The following is a 14,390-nucleotide window of genomic DNA, read 5'->3' on the forward strand; positions in this document are numbered from 1 at the left end:
TCAAACCTGCCGGATCGAAAGAGAACTGACTTTCGGTCAATCTCCACTCGTTCACTCCCGCGTAACCAGCCGACCGCGCACGCCTCCTGTTGCGTTCAGGTCGGCTGTGGCAGCCTGTGGCACGCGTGGCGGGGGGTGGCTGGTGCTGCCCTCCGCTCGGCGATCTACGCGCGTTCCCGTCGTGGACCAGCGGGCGCGCGAACGTGCCCGCAGGTGCCCAGAGAGGGAGCAGGATGCGCAGGAGCAAATGGCTGGCGCTGTCGCTGACGGCAGGACTGGGGCTGGGGATGGTGACCGCCGGTGCGGCGACCGCCGATCCGGGCCACCGCCCGCCTCAGCCGAACGGCTGTCAGATCTCGGCCGACGGCCGGAACGTGCAGCACGTGATCTACCTCCAGTTCGACAACGTGCACTTCACCCGGGACAACCCGAACGTGCCTTCCGACCTCGAGCAGATGCCCCACCTGCTCGACTTCCTCAAGGACAACGGCACCCTCGACACCGACCACCACACGCCGCTGATCGCCCACACCGGGGACGACATCCTCACGTCGATCACCGGCCTCTACGGTGACAAGCACGGCCAGTCGGTCTCCAACTCGTACCGGTACTACAACCCGGACGGCACCACCAACTCGGCCAGCACCTTCGCCTACTGGACCGACGGCGTGGCCGACACCTCGGTGGCGCAGCCGTCCGACAGCGCCCCGACCATGGTGGGCCCGGACGGCAAGATGGCGCCGGCGCCGTGGGCCGCCTACACCAAGGCGGGCTGCGACTTCGGCTCGGTCTCCACGGCCAACACCGTGCTGGAGAACACCACCGTCGACATCAACAAGGTGTTCGGCACCGACGGCCCGCAGTACGCCGAGGCCAAGGCCGACCCGGCCAAGGCGCAGGCCGACTACGTGGGCATCGGCGTGCACTGCGCCCAGGACTCCAAGATCTGCGCCAAGGGCAACCCCAGCCCCGACCTGCTGCCGGACGAGCCGGGCGGCTACAACGGCTACCAGGCGCTGTTCGGCGCCAAGTACGTGGATCCGGCGATCAGTTCGGACGGCGTGGTGCGCAGCACCGCCGGCACCCCGATCACCGACCCCAAGGGCAACCCGGGCTTCCCGGGCTTCGACGCGATGACTGCCGACAACTCGCTCGGCTACGTCGCGCAGATGCAGGAGGCCGGTGTGCCGGTCACCTACGCCTACATCTCCGACGCGCACGACCAGCACGGCGCCGGCGCCGGCGCGATGGGCCCGGGCGCGGCCAACTACACGGCGCAGCTGAAGTCGTACGACAACGCCTTCGCGAACTTCTTCGCCCGGCTCGGCAAGGACGGCATCAACAAGAGCAACACGCTCTTCGTCGTCACCTCGGACGAGAACGACCACTTCGTGGGCGGCCAGCCGACCCCGGCGAACTGCGACGGCGTCACCGTGCCGTGCAGCTACCAGCAGATCGGCGAGGTGAACGCCAACGCCCGCGGCCTGCTGGCCACCCAGCAGGGCGTCACCACCCCCTTCCAGGTGCACGCCGACTCGGCGCCGAACTTCTACCTGAACGGCCGGCCCGGCCCGAACGACCCGACCACCAGGGCGTTCGAGCAGGCCTGGTCCAAGGTGACGGCGGTCAACCCGATCACCGGCAAGACCGACGTGGTCTCCAACTACCTGGCCGACCAGGCGGAGCAGAAGATCCTGCACATGCAGACCGGCGACCCGCTGCGGACGCCGACCTTCACCTCGTTCGCCGACCCGGACTACTTCGTCTACGCGGCCGGCAGCAGCTGCACCCCGACCTGTGTGGCGCTCGGCCCGGCGTACGCCTGGAACCACGGTGACTTCTCGCCCGACATCAACACCACCTGGCTGGGCCTGGTCGGTCCGGGCGTGCGGCACGACGGGGAGACCGGCAAGGTCTGGTCGGACCACACCGACATCCGGCCGACCATGTTCGCGCTGCTCGGCCTGACCGACCCGTACACCCACGACGGCCGGGTGCTCACCGAGTTCCTCGACAACAACGCGCGCCCGGGCAACCTGCGCGGGCAGCACGGTCAGGACTACCAGAAGCTCGCCGCGGCCTACAAGCAGCTGAACGCGGGCGTCGGCGCCTTCGACTCGGCGACCCTGAAGGCCTCCACCCGCAACATCGAGTCGACCAGTGCCGGTGACCAGCAGTACCAGCAGGGCACCGCGCAGCTGACCGCGCTCGGCAACCAGCGCGACGCGCTGGCCGGGCAGATCGCCAAGGTGCTGGACCAGGACGCCTTCGGAGGGAAGCGGCTGGACGCACCGCAGGCCGACCGGCTGACCGCCCAGGCGAACGCCCTGGTCAAGCAGGCCCAGCAGCTGGCCGGTTGACCCCAGCCGCCTGATCGACCGGCAACCTGCCGTCCTGGGGCTCCTGTTCCCAGGGCGGCAGGTTCGCATCCGAGTGGTTGTGGGCATGACATTCAGGTGCCGACCTCGCCTCGACCACCTTCGTCCGCCCGGCCCGCCGAGAAGGCGCTGGCCTGGGCCTTCCTGCTGCCCTCGGTGGCCGTCTTCGCGCTCTTCCTGGGCTATCCTCTCTACCGCACCTGCTACCTGAGCACCCACGCCAACGACCTGTTCGGGGCGCCCACCCGGTACGTCGGGTTACAGCACTACGCGGACCTGCTGGGCTCCGCCGAGTTCGCCCGCACCCTGGCCACCACCGGGCTGTTCGTGCTCCTCACCGTGGTGCCGGGGGTGCTGGGCGCGCTGCTGCTGGTGCTGCTGCTGGAGGGCCGGATCCGCGGGGTGCGGCTGCTCCGGTCGGCGTTCGCGCTGCCGTTCGCCTTCTCGGTGGCCGGCGCCTCGGTCGTGTTCGGAGTCTTCTACAACCCGGCCACCGGAGTGATCAACGGGCTGCTCTCGCACGTCGGCGCGGGCCCGGTGAACTGGCTGACCGACTCCGGGGTCGCGCTGGTCTCGGTCTCGCTGGTGACGATCTGGCTGAACCTCGGCTACAACGTGCTGGTGCTCTCGGCCGGAATCGGCTCGATACCGCCGGAGATCAGCGAGGCGGCCCGGCTGGACGGCGCCGGCGGGTGGCGGCTGGCCCGCTCGATCACCGTGCCGCTGCTCGGACCGCACCTCTTCTTCCTCGTCGTGGTCTCCACCATCAACGCCCTGCAGACCCTGGGGCAGATCAACATCCTCACCAAGGGCGGCCCGGACCACTCCACCACCACCCTCAACTACTCGATCTACCAGAAGGCCTTCGCCTTCGGCTCCAGCGACTTCGGAACGGCCAGCGCCCAGGCCGTGGTGCTGCTGCTGGTCGTGCTCGCCTGCACCGCCGTGCAGTTCGGGGTCATCGAGCGGAAGGTGCACTACGCATGACCAGGGCGCCGCTGACCAGGGTGCTGGGCCGTGCCGCGGCCCACCTGCTGCTGGCGTCGGCCGCGCTGGCGGTCTGCTTCCCGGTCTACTACGTGCTGGTCGGCTCCTTCATGACCAACGCCGACCTGGCCGTCTACCCGCCCGCGCTGGTGCCGCACCACCTGACGCTGGGCAACTTCGCCGGGGCGGCCCGCTCGGTGCCGCTGGCCCGGCAGTACCTCAACTCCGCGCTGGTGGCCGGCGTGATCACCACCGCCCAGCTGCTCACCTCCATCCTGGCCGCCTACGCCCTGGTCTTCCTGCCGCTGCGGTTCCGCGGCGCCGTCTTCGGGGTCTTCCTGGCCACCCTGATGGTGCCGGGAGAGGCCGTGATCATCCCCAACTACCTGACCCTGTCCGGCTGGGGGCTGGCCGACAGCTACCCCGCGCTGGTCCTGCCGTTCCTGGCCTCGGCGTTCGGCACCTTCATGCTGCGCCAGGCGTTCCGGCAGTTCCCGCAGGAGCTGCGGGACGCGGCCCGGCTCGACGGCGCGGGGCACTGGCGGTTCCTCTGGCGGATCCTGGTGCCGCTCAACAAGCCGACGCTGGCGGCGGTCGCCGTCTACGTCTTCCTGTCGGCCTGGAACCAGTACTTCTGGCCGCTGATCATCACCCGCAGCGCGCAGATGCAGACCCTGCAGATCGGCCTGGCCGGTCTGCACGACGCCGATGTGGCCGATCCCGGGCTGATCCTGGCCGGCGTGCTCCTCTCGGTGCTGCCGACGCTGCTGCTGGTGGTCTTCGGGCAGCGCTTCATCGTCCGCGGACTGACTGCCGGTGCGGTCCGCTGATCCACCGAACCGGGCTCCCTGGGCCCAGAAGGAGACAGTGACGTGCGCAAGCTGCTGGCAGCGACGGTGGTGGCGGGCCTCGCCCTGACCGCGTGCAGCTCGTCGACGGGGAGCGGCGCCGGCCCGGCCGGTTCGGCGCCGGGCGCCCAGGCGCTCACCGATGCCAAGGGGGTGACCACCGTCACCTTCTGGCACGCCATGACCGGGCAGAACGCCACCGTGCTGAACGGGCTGGTCGACGAGTTCAACCAGGAGCACCAGGGCAAGGTCCAGGTCAAGGCGGTCTTCCAGGGCACCTACGACGACCTGATCGCCAAGTACAAGGCGTCGGTGCAGCAGAAGGGCACCCCGTCGCTGGTGCAGGTCTACGACATAGGCACCCGATTCATGATCGATTCCAAGCAGACCGTGCCGGTCCAGGCGTTCGCCGACAAGGACGGCTACTCGCTGGACGACATCCAGCCGGCCATCCGCAGCTACTACACCGCCGGCGGCACCCTGGAGTCGATGCCGTTCAACTCCTCCATGCCACTGCTCTACCTGAACGCCGACGCGTTCCACGCGGCCGGGCTGGACCCGAGCAAGCCGCCGCGGACCCTGGCCGAGCTCGGCGAGGACGCCAAGAAGCTGACCGTCAAGGACGCCAACGGGCAGACCACCCGGTACGGCTTCGGCGCGGCCGTCTACGGCTGGTTCGTCGAGGAGCTGCTGGCCGAGTCCGGCACCCTCTACTGCGACCGGGACAACGGCCGGGACGGCAAGGCGAGCAAGGTGGTCTACGACTCGGCGCAGGGCGCCCAGGCCCTGCAGTGGTGGGCCGACCTGGTCAGGAACGGCTACGCGGTCAACACCGGCCGGGTCACCGCGGACGCCCAGGCGGCCTTCAAGTCGGGCCGGGTGGCGATGAACCTGGAGTCCACCGGCGTGCTCGGCAGCTACGTCAAGGCGGCGAAGTTCCAGGTCGCCACCGCGCCCTACCCGAAGATCGACGACGGTGACCCGGGCGGCCCGGCGATCGGCGGCGCCTCGCTCTGGATCGACGGCCCCGGCCACTCGGCGGCCGAGCAGCGCGCCGCCTGGGAGTTCGTCCGGTTCCTCGCCGATCCGGCCCAGCAGGTCGCCTGGCACACCGGCACCGGCTACTTCCCGATCGTCAAGAAGGCCCTGGACGACCCGACCGACCAGGCCTGGGTGGCCAAGAACCCGCAGTTCCGGACGGCGATCGACGAACTGACCGCCACCAAGCCGTCGACCGCCGACTCGGGCTGCCTGCTCGGCGTGATGCCGCAGGCGCGCCAGGGCGTGGAGGACGCCATCGAACAGACCATCAGCGGCGCCAAGACCGCCCAGCAGGCGCTCGCGGACGCCGCCAGGGCGATCCAGCCGGCCATCGACGACTACAACAACTCGGTGGGCTGACTTCCCGCGCCCGTTCGGACCGCCCTCAGCCGGCCATCGGCAGGGCTCTGACCTGCGGTGTCACCCAATGGTCCCGGATGTTTGGTTCGGTGTTCCCACTGATCGCATAGGATGTCCGGCCAGTAGGGCACGGTCCGGGGAAGAGGAACCAGGTGCGCGGAGCAAGCGCAGAGCAGGGTGCGACTGACTACGGGTCGACGACCGGCCGGATCGGGGGTTTCCCGGTCCGGCGGCACCACGTGCTGCTGTTCGCCTGGACGGTGCTCTGGTTCGTGATCGTCGAGCCGAGCGGCGGCTTCTCCTGGCACTACCTGCGGCAGGGCGAGCAGCTGCTGTTCAGCCACGCCGGCGACGGCGGGCTCTCGCTCTACGCGCACCACCCGGAGCTGCAGATCGGCCCGGTCAGCCTGGCGGTCGCCCGGCTCTTCGGTTCGCCCTGGCCGGCGCACCTCGGGCAGGTGCTGGCCGAGGGCTTCATGTCCATCCTCGGCCTGATCATGCTGGTCATGGTCGGGCGCACGGCCGCCTGGTACTACCGGGGCACCGGCACCAACCACCGCCGGCTGCAGCAGCGGATCCTGATCGCCGGCCTGGCCTTCATCCCCATGTGGGTCGAGGTCTCGGTGCGCTTCGGCCACATGGACGACGTGCTGGCGCTCTTCTTCACGGTGCTGGCCGTGCACGCGATGGTCCGCAACCAGGCGGCCGCGACCGGCATCTACCTGGCGCTGGCGGTGGACTCCAAGCCCTGGGCGGTCGCCTTCCTGCCGCTGATCCTGGCGTTGCCCAAGGCGGACTGGAAGCGCGCCGCCATGTGGTGCGTCGGCCTGGTGGCGATCGCCTGGCTGCCGTTCTACCTGAGCAACCTGGGGTCGCTGTCGGCGGCCAAGTTCACCATCCCCAACCAGCCGGCCTCCTCGCTGCGCTGGCTGGGCGTCTCCGACCCGTCCACCCCGGTGTGGGACCGGCCGGCCCAGTTCGCCATCGGCATGGGCCTGGGCGCCCTGGCGGTCTGGCGCGGGCGCTGGCCGGCCGTGGTGCTGGTCGGGTGCAACGCCCGGATCCTGCTCGACCCGAGCGTCTACACCTACTACACCGCCTCGATCCTGCTCGGCACCCTGCTCTGGGACGCGGTCGGGCAGCGCCGGCTGGTGCCGTGGTGGAGCTGGATCGCGCTGGTCACGCTCTACGGCAGCGCGCTGGCCGTGCCCTCCGACTCGGCCAAGGGCATGATCCGGTTGGCCTTCGTGGTGGTCTCCACCGCCTACGTGCTGCTCTGGCCGACCAAGCGGCCCCGCCGGCGCGGCGGCAGCGGCGGCTCCCGCTCCCGGCGCCCGGTCGGCGCGGAGCGGCCCACCCTGGCGCTCACCCCGATCACGGCCCCGATCGGCGGCGGCAGCGCCGCGGCCGGCGGTCCCGGGCCCAGCGGCGGCGGCCGCCGGGGCAGGGGACGCGGCGGGGTGCCCCGCCAGCCGGGCGGCGAGTACCGCACCCCGGCCACCTCGCGCGGCTGACGCCTCCCGCGGTCGGCTTGACCCTCCCGCTACGTCAGGCTCCAGGGTGGTGCCCAAGCGAGGAGGGGAGACCCCGATGAGCGGTGGGACCGACGGCTACTCGGTCGGCGACGTGGCCAGGATCGCCAAGGTGACGGTGCGCACCCTGCACCACTACGACCGGATCGGCCTGCTGTCGCCGGTCGGCCGCACCCCGGCCGGCTACCGGCTGTACCAGGACCGCGATCTGGACCGGCTGCAGCGGATCCTGTTCTACCGCGCGCTCGGGTTCTCCCTGGACGAGGTCGCGGCCATTCTCGACGACCCGCAGAGCAGTCCGCGTGACCATCTGCGTCGCCAGCACGCCCTGCTCAAGGAGCGGATCCGGCAGCTGGAGGAGTTGGCCGAGGCCGTGGAGCACGCCATGGAGGCGGAGAAGATGGGCATACAGCTGACGCCCGAGGAGAAGTTCGAGCTCTTCGGTCCGGACTACGACGAGGCCTGGGAGCAGGAGGCCGAGCAGCGCTGGGGCGACACCGACGCCTGGAAGGAGTCGCAGCGCCGCACCGGCTCCTACTCCAAGGAGGACTGGCGGCGGATCCAGCTCGAGGCCGACGCGCTGAACGAGCGGATCGCCGCCGCCATGGCGGCCGGCGAGGCGCCCGACGGGGAGGCCGGCATGGACCTCGCCGAGCAGCACCGGCAGCACATCTGCGAGAACTTCTACGACTGCACCTTCGAGATCCACCGGGGGATCGCCTCGCTCTACGTCGGCGACCCGCGGTTCACCGCCAACCTGGACAAGGTCGCCCCCGGTCTGGCCCAGTGGCTGCACGACGCGATGCTGGCCAACGCCACCCGGGCCGGTCACTGACCCTCGGCGCCACGGGCCGAACGGGGCTCGAAAAGTTTTTTGAAGACACCTGCAACCCCCCTCGGGGATGGACGTCTATCAGGGTGAGAGCAAGGGGAACGGGACCGGCCGAGTGGCCAGCACCGCTCGGTCGAAGGCTCTCGAACACCGGAGACTTCTGTGCCCTTGGGGGGTTGCGCCATGCGTGCGTCCGTTATCAACCGAATTGCGAAGATTGCCACCCCGGCCGCGCGCCGTGCCGACACCGCCTGGGTCCGCCGACTGGCCGCCACCGTTCCGCTGGCGGCCGTGGTGGCGGTCGGCGTGGCCGGCTGCAACGGCCCGCAGAGCGGCGGCAGCACGCCGGCCGCCGCCGCCAAGGCAGCCACCCCGTCCGCCGCCACCCCGTCCGCCGCCATCCCGGGTGCCGGGGTCGCGGTCACCCCCACGGCCGCCGCCACGCCCACGGCGCCGAGCACCTCGGCCGCCCCGGCGGACCCGGCGAGCCAGGTGGCTCCCGCCGCCCCGGCCGACAACGGCGGCGCGGGCACCCCGGCGGCGCCGCGCGGCACCGCCGACCAGCCCAAGGCCCCGGCCGCTCCCGCGCCGCAGAGCAAGGCCCCGGCTGTTGCCCCCGGCGCGCCGGCCGGCGGCACCTCGGGTGACCCGGTCGCCGTGCAGTTCGACGGATTGCCGGAGGGCGGCAAGCTGACCGCCGGCGGCGACCAGGTCGACTTCTCGGTGACCTTCACCAACGTCTCCGGCCACCGCCTCGACGGCGTCGCGCCGGTGACCACCGCCCAGCCCTTCGGGGGTGCCCGCTGCCGGATGATCGCCTCGGCGCTCGAGGGCACCATGCAGCGCAAGGACGGGAACGGCTGGACCGACACCCCGATCGCCGAGGGCACCGGCATGGACTACGCCCTCAGCGGCAACGGCGCGGCCTTCCCGCTTGCGCCGAACGAGAGCCGCACGGTGCAGTACCGGATCAAGCTCGGCGCGGACAACGGCCCGGCCCCGCTGGTCCTGGATGCCGAGGCGTTCGTCCCGTCGAACACCTCCTTCGTGCGGCTCGGCAAGGGGCTGCGGCACCTCGCCGTGGTCGACCCGCACCGGCCGACGGCGAGCATGCCATCGATGACCCCGATCCCGACCAAGGTGACGGCAGGCGGCCCGGCCGTCGAGGTGGAGGTGTCGCCCGGGAACTTCACCAACGCGCCGTTCGCCTCGCTCGCCCCGCAGCTGACCCTGGGCGTCACCCAGGAGAACGCCTACACCTTCGAGGGGCTGAACCCCGAGGACGTCACCGCGGAGGTGTTCACCGGCGGCGCCTGGAAGAAGCTCCCGGTCAGCCAGGACTGCGGCAAGGTGACCGTGGGCACCAGCTCGCTGGCGGCAGCGCTGCAGAACGGCCCGGACGGGCACGTGGTCAACTACCTCTTCCGCTTCTCGGTGGCCAAGAACCTGCCGTCGGACATCACCTCCCTGGACGTTTCCGCCGGTGCGGTCGGCGACGGCCACTACGCGGCGCCGGTGACCGTCCCGGTGACCGTGGTCCGCTGACCGAACGCCAACTGCCACAATCGCTCTTCCAAGATCAAATAGCCTGGACGGCGGCCTGCCGCCGTCCCTGGGGGAAGGCAGTACGCACATGTCACTGGCAGTCGGCCTGCCGTCCGCTGTGCTCCCGCACCGCGGACGGCGGGCCTGGGCACCTGCGGGTGTGCTGAAGGCGTTCTTCGGCGCACTGAGCCCCGCCGCGAGCCTGAGGGAGGCGCCCGAGGAGGCGGTCGCCACCCGCCGCTCCAGGTTCCGGCTGCTGCGCGGCGGCCAGGAGCCCGAGCAGGAGTCCCGCCCGACCCTGACCGAGCTCTACCACGCCCAGCGGCTCGGCCTGGTCCGGCTGGCGGTGCTGCTGGTGGACCGCCAGGACGTCGCCGAGGACGTGGTGCAGGACGCGTTCACCGCGCTCTTCCAGAAGCACGGCGAGCGGCTGGACGACCTCGACAACGCGCTCGGCTACCTGCGCACCTCGGTGGTCAACGGCGCCCGCTCGGTGCTGCGCCGGCGCAAGACCGCGCGCGAGTACGTGCCGCCGCACGAGACCGACGCCCCGTCGGCCGAGGAGCACGCCGTGCTCAACGACGAGCACCGCCGGGTGGTGGCCGCCCTGCAGCAGCTGACCGAGCGCCAGCGCGAGGTGCTGGTGCTGCGCTACTGGTCCGATCTGTCGGAGGCGCAGATCGCAGAGACCCTCGGACTCTCCCGAGGAGCCGTGAAGTCCACCGCGAGCCGGGCCCTGGACGCCCTGGAGAAGCAGCTGGAGAAGACCCGATGACGACTGATCAGAAGCATCCGGACGGTGACGGGGCCGGTGGTGGCCCGCTGGAGCAGCTGGTGCGCGAGGCGCTGGCCGCCCGGGCCCAGCAGATCGGCGTGCACGACCTGCGCCCGGCCGCGCCCCCGAACCGCCGGCCGCGCCGGCTGAAGCCGGTCTACGCGGCGGTGCTGCCGCTCGGCCTGGCCGCCGCCGTCACCATCGGGTTCGTGGGCTTCCGGTCCAGCACGGTGGCCGACCGCGCCAAGCCGGTTCCCGCCGCCTCGATCACCGAGAGCAGCAGTGCCAAGGCGACGCCGAGTTCGAGCCCGAGCCCGAGCCCGAGCGGCAGCACGTCGCCGAGCTCCAGCACCTCGACGAGCGCGAGCCCTGACGCGGCGGGCGGCCCGCCCAGCGGCACGGCGAGCGGGTCGTCCTCGGCGACGGCGACGTCGTCCGCCGGCGACGCACCGGCGCAGGTTCCGGTCAGCCTCGGTGCGGTGCAGTCCTACCGCGGCGTCAAGTTCCAACCGCCGAGCGGCTGGACGGTCCATGCCGGGAGCGCGGGGGGCAACAGCGTCTGCCTGGCGGCACCCGATCCCCGTGCCGCCGCCGGCCTCGGCGGCTGCGGCCCCGACGGCATCGCGCTCACCGTCTACACCACCACGGACGAGGCCGGCCAGGCCTACTACCCGCGGATCGACTCCGTGGGCAGCAGCCAGGGGTGGGACCAGCAGTCGTACTGCTACGACCCGCAGAACCCGCACGACGACTCGGTGACCGTGGAGTCCCACGACACGTCGTCGGTCAGCCTGCCGGCCGGCTCGGCCGAACAGGCCACCTGGAAGCTCGACTGCTCCAGCGGCGCGAAGTTCACGGCGCAGATGTGGGGCTTCCGCCAGGCACAGGTGCTGGTCGCCGCCCGGGGCCTGGACCAGAAGTACCAGGGCACCCTCCAGGCGTTCTTGAACAGCCTCGACCTCGGCGGCCACCAGGCGCCGGTCTCCTCCAGCGCGGTCGCTTTCACCGTCTCGGGCCTGGGCCAGCCGGTCCCGTTGGACGGCACCAAGGTGCCGTTCTCGGTGACCTTCACCAACGGCGGCAGCGTGGCGCTGCCACAGGTGTCGCCACAGGTCGGTCTCGTCCAGAACACGGGCTCGCTGGAGGAGCAGCTGGACGACGGCTCCTGGATCAGCCTGCCGGCGCCGACCGACTTCGCCGGGTTCACCCCGAACCCGGCGGTCCCGGTCTTCCCGCTCGCCGCCGGAGCCGGCAAGACGGTCAACTACCGTGTCGCGCTCGGCCAGTCCACCAACGGCAGCCAGCCGAGCCTGGTCGAGCGGGCCTGGCTGGTGTTCCCGGAAGGCAACTACAGCAAGCTGGGCACCACCACCGTGCCGGTGCCCACCGCCGCCAAGTGAGGCGTGGCTCGGCACGCCGCAGGGGGCCCCGGACTTCCGGGTGCCCCCTGCGCGCGTCGAGCCACCGGCCGGATCAGCCGTTCAGCGACGCCATCCACGCCTCGACGTCCGCCGAGGTGCGCGGCAGGGCGGCCGAGAGGTTCTCGTTGCCGGTCTCGGTGACCAGGATGTCGTCCTCGATCCGGACGCCGATGCCCCGGTACTCCTCGGGCACCGTCAGGTCGTCGAGCTGGAAGTACAGGCCCGGCTCGACGGTCAGGCACATGCCCGGCACCAGCTCGGCGTCCACGTACTGCTCGCGGCGGGCGTGGGCGCAGTCGTGCACGTCCATGCCGAGCATGTGGCCGGTGCCGTGCAGGGTCCAGCGGCGCTGCAGGCCCAGCTCCAGCACCTTCTCGACGTCGTAGGCCGCGGGGTCGAGCAGGCCCCAGGCGAGCAGGTGCTCGGCCAGCACCCGCTGGGCGGCGTCGTGGAAGTCGCGGAACCGGGCGCCCGGCTTCACCGCGGCGATGCCGGCCTGCTGGGCCTCGTAGACCGCGTCGTAGATCTTGCGCTGCAGCGGGGTGAAGGTCCCGTTGATCGGCAGCGTGCGGGTGACGTCGGCGGTGTAGAGGGTGCTGGTCTCCACGCCGGCGTCGAGCAGCAGCAGCTCGCCCGGGCGGACGTCGCCGTCGTTGCGCACCCAGTGCAGGGTGGTCGCGTGCGGACCGGCGGCGGCGATGGTGCCGTAGCCCACGTCGTTGCCCTCGACCCGGGCGCGGCGCCAGAAGGTGCCCTCGATCCAGCGCTCCGAGGTGGCCCGGGCGCGGTCCAGCTCGCGCACCACGTCGGTGAAGCCCTTGACGGTGGCGTCGCAGGCGGCCCGCAGCTGCTCGACCTCCCAGGCGTCCTTGACCAGGCGCAGACCGCTCAGGAAGACCCGCAGCTCCTCGTCGCGCTCCGGGTCGGTGCCGAGCGCGCCCTCCAGCGCGGCGTCGTAGCCGCGCACCAGGCGGGTCGGCACGTCGGTGTCGGCCGTCAGCTCCTCGACGGCCTTGCGCACGTCGCGGGCCGGCAGGCCGAGCAGCCGCTCCGACTCGGCCAGGCTGTGGCGGCGGCCGACCCAGAGCTCGCCCTGGCCGTCCAGCCAGAACTCGCCGTTCTCCCGGTCGGAGCGCGGCAGCAGGTAGAGCACCGCGTCATGGCCGCCGGCGGCGAGCGGGTTCAGCACCAGCACGGCGTCCTGGGTCTGGTCGCCGGTGAGGTGGACGTACTCGCTGGCCGCGCGGAACGCGTACTCGGTGTCGTTGGCCCGGGTGCGCAGGTTGCCGGCCGGGACCACCAGGCGCTCGCCGGGGAAGGCGGCGGACAGCGCGGCGCGCCGGGTGACGGTGTAGGAGGCCTGCTCGACGGGCTCCAGGTCGCGCAGCTCGGTGTCGGCCCAGCCGGACTTCATCGAGTCGGCAAGCTCGTCGGACACGCCGTCGTACAGGCCGTTCTTGCGGGCCTTGATCGGCTGCTCCGCGGCTTCCTCGTCGGTGCCGGTGCCCTCGGGGTTCTCCGCCACTGCCGGGGTGCGGTCCTCGGTCACGTTCGTCGCCTCCTTGCGATTCCCTCCGCCTCGGGACGCGTCGGATCGCGACACGACACGGGCGGCTGTGGGTCCCATGGTACGGAGACTCCCCAGGTCACCCGCCCGGCAGGGGCGCCGGGCCGCTGCCGGGCGGGGTGGGCTCAGCCCTGCCCGTAGGTGCCGGTGGCCCACAGGGCGCCGCCGCCGGGCCCGTAGACCACCGCGTTGGCGTCGTCCTGGACCAGCAGGTGCGCGCCGGGCTGGTTCCAGGTCCCGGAGGACCACAGCGCGCCGCCGCCGGGCCCGTAGACCACCAGGTTGCCGTCCTGCTGCTGGACGGCGTAGGCGCCCGGATTGCCCCAGGTGCGGCTGGACCAGAGCGCGGCGCCGTCCCGCTTGCGGTGGACGACCAGGTTGCCGTCCGGCTGCATGACCAGCCAGACCGACCCGGAGGCCAGCCACTGGCCGGGCAGCAGCCGCATGCCGGGGTCGAGCCGGTCGGTGACCGCCTGGGAGCCGTTGTCCGGGTTGCCGCCGCCGCTGCTCCAGACGTCGCGGTACCACGTCCCGTTGGTGTAGACCTCGAACTGGCCCAGGCAGTTCACCACGGCGCCGGTGCCGGCGGGGGCGCGCCAGGTGCCGGTGGCCCAGAGGGCGCCGGCCGGCCCGCTGCGGCCCTTCTCGTAGACCACGAAGTTGCCGTCGGTCTGCATGACGGCGTAGGCACCGAGGTGGCCCCAGGTGCCGGAGGACCAGAGCACCGGGCCGGTCGGGGTCCGCGGGTCGGTCAGGTAGAGCACCAGGTTGCCGTCACCCTGCATGACCAGCTTCTCGTTGCCGTAGGCGCCGCCGCCGTAGGTGGTGTCCGGCTCGATGACGGTTCCGGGAGGGATGTCGGCGCTGAACCCGCTCGGGTCGCTGTGGTTCATGCAGAGGTAGGGGATCACCTTCGGCGGCGCCGCGCCCGCCGGGGCCGCCGCCGCCAGGGCGGAGCCGGCCAGCAGGCCGGCGGTGAGCAGGGCGGCCGCGAGCCGGCCGGGCGTCCTGGTGCTGCGTGGTCCTGCGCTGTGCATCGTCCCCCCAGAGGAGCGTCCGCGGAAGCCGGTCTGATGGATCGTCGGCTGCTCCCAGTCTGCGGCC

Annotated in this window: 11 protein-coding genes; 9 read left to right on the top strand and 2 right to left on the bottom strand. The window is 71.8% G+C overall.

The window, feature by feature from the left end; genetic code table 11:
• Positions 1–233 precede the first annotated feature (233 nt).
• The 9 genes from LN042_RS20325 to LN042_RS20365 all read left to right on the top strand — a co-directional run bounded on the left by LN042_RS20325 (position 234) and on the right by LN042_RS20365 (position 11,698).
• Positions 234–2,360 (top strand): hypothetical protein, encoded by a 2,127-nt coding sequence (locus LN042_RS20325; protein ID WP_230052706.1) that lies wholly within the window; start codon positions 234–236, stop codon positions 2,358–2,360.
• Between the two features lie 96 nt (positions 2,361–2,456).
• Positions 2,457–3,365, top strand: a complete 909-nt coding sequence (locus LN042_RS20330) for a carbohydrate ABC transporter permease (protein WP_230052707.1) — start codon at positions 2,457–2,459, stop codon at positions 3,363–3,365.
• Positions 3,362–4,195: a carbohydrate ABC transporter permease gene (locus LN042_RS20335; RefSeq protein WP_230052708.1), complete on the top strand. Its 834-nt coding sequence runs from the start codon at positions 3,362–3,364 to the stop codon at positions 4,193–4,195. The genes LN042_RS20330 and LN042_RS20335 overlap by 4 nt, the downstream gene beginning before the upstream one ends.
• A gap of 42 nt (positions 4,196–4,237) precedes the next feature.
• Complete coding sequence (locus LN042_RS20340; RefSeq protein WP_230052709.1) at positions 4,238–5,614, top strand: ABC transporter substrate-binding protein; 1,377 nt, start codon at positions 4,238–4,240, stop codon at positions 5,612–5,614.
• A 152-nt stretch (positions 5,615–5,766) separates the two neighbouring features.
• Positions 5,767–7,128 (top strand): hypothetical protein, encoded by a 1,362-nt coding sequence (locus LN042_RS20345; protein ID WP_372495780.1) that lies wholly within the window; start codon positions 5,767–5,769, stop codon positions 7,126–7,128.
• 76 nt (positions 7,129–7,204) lie between these two features.
• Positions 7,205–7,981, top strand: coding sequence for a MerR family transcriptional regulator (locus LN042_RS20350; RefSeq protein WP_230052710.1), 777 nt, complete (start codon positions 7,205–7,207; stop codon positions 7,979–7,981).
• A gap of 180 nt (positions 7,982–8,161) precedes the next feature.
• Positions 8,162–9,523, top strand: coding sequence for a hypothetical protein (locus LN042_RS20355; protein WP_230052711.1), 1,362 nt, complete (start codon positions 8,162–8,164; stop codon positions 9,521–9,523).
• Positions 9,524–9,611: 88 nt separating this feature from the next.
• Positions 9,612–10,298: an RNA polymerase sigma factor gene (locus LN042_RS20360; protein WP_230052712.1), complete on the top strand. Its 687-nt coding sequence runs from the start codon at positions 9,612–9,614 to the stop codon at positions 10,296–10,298.
• Complete coding sequence (locus LN042_RS20365) at positions 10,295–11,698, top strand: hypothetical protein (protein WP_230052713.1); 1,404 nt, start codon at positions 10,295–10,297, stop codon at positions 11,696–11,698. The genes LN042_RS20360 and LN042_RS20365 overlap by 4 nt, the downstream gene beginning before the upstream one ends.
• Before the next feature lie 73 nt (positions 11,699–11,771).
• On the opposite strand, the gene LN042_RS20370 is transcribed toward LN042_RS20365, so the two are convergent.
• Both LN042_RS20370 and LN042_RS20375 read right to left on the bottom strand, forming a co-directional pair.
• On the bottom strand, positions 11,772–13,268 hold the full coding sequence (locus tag LN042_RS20370; protein ID WP_372495781.1) for an aminopeptidase P family protein: 1,497 nt from the start codon (positions 13,266–13,268) through the stop codon (positions 11,772–11,774).
• Between the two features lie 143 nt (positions 13,269–13,411).
• The gene (locus tag LN042_RS20375; RefSeq protein ID WP_230052714.1) at positions 13,412–14,323 is read right to left on the bottom strand and encodes a hypothetical protein; all 912 of its coding nucleotides are present in this window, start codon (positions 14,321–14,323) and stop codon (positions 13,412–13,414) included.
• Positions 14,324–14,390: the final 67 nt, after the last annotated feature.

It is taken from the genome of Kitasatospora humi, assembly GCF_020907985.1.
GTDB lineage: Bacteria > Actinomycetota > Actinomycetes > Streptomycetales > Streptomycetaceae > Kitasatospora > Kitasatospora humi.